Annotated in this window: 3 protein-coding genes; all 3 read right to left on the reverse strand. The window is 40.9% G+C overall.

Features of this window, described 5'->3' with window-relative positions; genetic code table 11:
- Positions 1 to 52 precede the first annotated feature (52 nt).
- Positions 53 to 316, reverse strand: a complete 264-nt coding sequence (locus tag M0R47_RS21480) for a hypothetical protein (RefSeq protein WP_292558400.1) — start codon at positions 314 to 316, stop codon at positions 53 to 55.
- A gap of 398 nt (positions 317 to 714) precedes the next feature.
- Positions 715 to 2,121 (reverse strand): sigma-54 dependent transcriptional regulator, encoded by a 1,407-nt coding sequence (locus M0R47_RS21485; protein ID WP_292558401.1) that lies wholly within the window; start codon positions 2,119 to 2,121, stop codon positions 715 to 717.
- A gap of 294 nt (positions 2,122 to 2,415) precedes the next feature.
- Positions 2,416 to 3,112: hypothetical protein (locus M0R47_RS21490; RefSeq protein ID WP_292558402.1), on the reverse strand; the 697-nt coding region annotated here is incomplete at its 5' end.

A 3,112-nucleotide genomic window follows, 5' to 3' on the forward strand; every position in this document is an offset into this window, starting at 1 on the left:
AGACACCTGGATAAGTTGGTGATACTGGCATACTAAATCTCCTGTTTGATAACTATTTGGTTTGATATTCAGCTTTAGCTTTATTGCTTGAATAAACTTTATAACCGCTAAGATCAGCATTACATTTCACGACTGACTTCGAGGCCAGATAAATGAGGGCTTGCTGAACGATTAAATTTGATACTTCAATTTTTTGTCCAGTCAACCACCATTTTGTGATGCCTTCGATTGTATCTGCTGCATTTGGATGGTCTTTCAGATAGGATTCAATTTGATCAGCTATTTTCTGCACATCATAATTGTTAGATTCAGTCATTTTCTGTCCTAACTTTAACTATCAGCAATATTACAAACAATAATGATGCCAAAATTTATGCAATTGATTTTATTAGTTATTAATATGAAACACTGATGGAGGCGGGTTGATTATGACCCGGTTGTTTTGACGACATATGCTATATCTTTATGATTGTTAATGCTTTTCTCTTTTATACAGAAACAAGCATTAAGTGGGTTAGTTTTTACCCATTAATGACTGTGGAGCAATTTAAATACCGGGCTCTATTTGAAATACTGTGGCTACACAAATCCAAGCTCTTCAATCAGAGTCTTGTAAAAGTAAATCCGTTCGTCCTGGTCCTTCGACTAGCTCCGGACGAAGGAAAAAAATGACCGTGATCCCACCGCGTTCAAGTGGTTTTGAGTAAATTCACATCAATTCCCGCGATACTGATCAGGATTAATATCATGTTTTTTCAGTAGCTTGCCTAAGGCTCTACGCTCTTTTTGCGCCATATCGGCTGCTTGCGTCACATTGCCATTAGAACTGGTTATGAGCCAGGTAAGATAGCGCTGCTCAAATTGATTGATGACATGGTTTTTCGCTTCGCTGAACGGAACATCAAATTTGAAGTTCTGTCTACGCTCAAACAATTTTCTGCGTAAACAGGATTGCACGTCTTCATGATTGCTGTTGGTCTGGATAATTTCAGGATCCTCCGACAGCAGAAATGATCTGTGGACAAAATTCTCCAGCTCGCGAACATTTCCCGGCCAATGATAATCATTCATCCATGCAAGCGTATCAGGATGAACCCGTTTATCCGGCTGTTGATACTGGCTCCGGTATTTCTGCATAAAATGTTCTGCAAGGGGCTGAATATCGGTCTTACGACACCTGAGCGGCGGCAAGTTCAGATGCAAGAGGTTTAATCGAAATAATAAGTCCTGCCGGAATAGGCCTTGGGCAACAAGTTCGGATAAACAAACATTGCTGGCGGCAATAATTCTAACATTCACTTTCCTGCTTTTTATTGCTCCGAGTGGCTTGATCACATTATCTTCGATAAAGCGCAATAAGGTTACCTGGCCTTTAGTTGACAAGGCTTCAATCTCATCAAGGAATAATGTCCCACCGTCTGCTTGCTCCGTTAATCCTGCCTGACTTTGTTTTGCATCGGTATAAGCGCCCTTTTCGTGCCCAAATAACTCATTTTCAATCAGTTGATCAGGGATGGCTCCACAATTCATGGGAATAAAAGGAAAATCTTTGCGGCAACCTAAATAATGGATAGCTCTTGCAGCTACCTCTTTTCCACAGCCGGTTTCGCCTTCTATAAGAACCGGCGCATTACAATCGGAGGCTTTTTTAATGAATGAAAGCGTATCAAGGAAAATTGATGATTGACCGATTAAATTCAAATTTCTCCACCCTGCTGTTTCCATATCAAATTTTTTCAAATTGAACGAGTTATTATGCTTCGATGAAAATCGTTCCAGACGAAATGCTAGTTCGAGCGGATCACAAGGCCAACAGCAATAATCACTGCATGCGTTCAGAATCGGACGTATTTCATCAGTTAATGGTGAAGAAAAGACAATAAAATAATAAGAATTTGGAGATGCCGAGATGGCCTTGATAATTTTATCGACCATTAAATCATTTTCGGGTAAAACCAGAACTATTAGAGAGTTGAGGTCCCTGATTTGCCCCTCTAACCAACACTTGGTATTTATAAATGAGAGAGTACCATCTAACGTACGCAATATGCTGACAATAGATTCTTGATAGTCTTTAGAAGCTAGACCAACTAGCTCAATAATGTTGTTGGTTCTTTGCATGTTGCTAAAACCTCAAAGTTTATAAGTTATCAAAGTATCATTGCCCCCGTTCCTAACACGCGGGAATCAACCTTCTGCCCTTGCTTATCAACAGCAAGATAGGGACATTTCAAGACAATGGGATACTTGCTCGACTTGAAATATACATTTTTTCGGTTAATGCGACAGAACCACTCAATTCCTTTATATGCTTTTAACCAACCATCCGATTGCAGCAATCTGCCAGGTAGGAAATGTACAATTGGAGCGCAAACTGCGTGTCATGCTAATAGCGGCAGACTGATAAAATCTTTCTTAGTTTCCTATAAGCCGGGGTGCATTTTTAGCTGTATAAAGCAAAAAATCTCCCAGTTCCGGATTTTCTTTATTGAGGATAGTTTTTCTTACTTCATCAATATCCCCCTCTTCCAGGTTGATCTTATGCAATCTGGCGTAAACAAGCAGTGCGATCCGTAAACTCTGATTTTCCTCGCTGAACAAACTGTTGGCTGTATCGATGGCATCGCCAATAATGGCAATATGGAAGAGCGTTTTCAAAGTCTTGTTGAGAATGTCTGGATTTTTAGCCGGTTTGCCACTTTTGATCGGCTCCATAAATTGATCTAAATGCCCGAGAAATTCCGTAACGTTGATGAGGTCGGAAACGACTGCGACAGGAATCTTGATCAGATCGGGAATGATATTAGGAATAGACTGGACATTTCCTAGCTCGCTTAGAGTCAACTTAAAAATCCGCGTCAAGGTAAACACCAAGTCTGTGAACAGCTCACCGCTACGGATCAGCCCGACAACAGCTTCGACTTCGTCAGGCCTCAACGGTGATTGCTGTCCAGCTTTTTTAACGGCCTCATTTTCCAGAGCATGGCGAATCTTGGCATTTCCCAGCAATGCCTGAGGTAGCTTGTGATCTACTACAATGCTATGCGCCAATATCGTGGCAGTTTCTTTGTCGATATCCAGTTTTTTGAGATAACCTTGCTCATCAGCCCAG

The organism is Methylobacter sp. (genome assembly GCF_023227905.1).
In the GTDB taxonomy this organism is placed as follows: Bacteria; Pseudomonadota; Gammaproteobacteria; order Methylococcales; family Methylomonadaceae; genus Methylobacter_A.

Coding starts and splice junctions, on each gene's coding strand:
- M0R47_RS21485 (WP_292558401.1), bottom strand. CDS start 2,121: ATGCAAAGAACCAACAACATTATTGAGCTAGTTGGTCTAGCTTCTAAA.
- M0R47_RS21480 (WP_292558400.1), bottom strand. CDS start 316: ATGACTGAATCTAACAATTATGATGTGCAGAAAATAGCTGATCAAATT.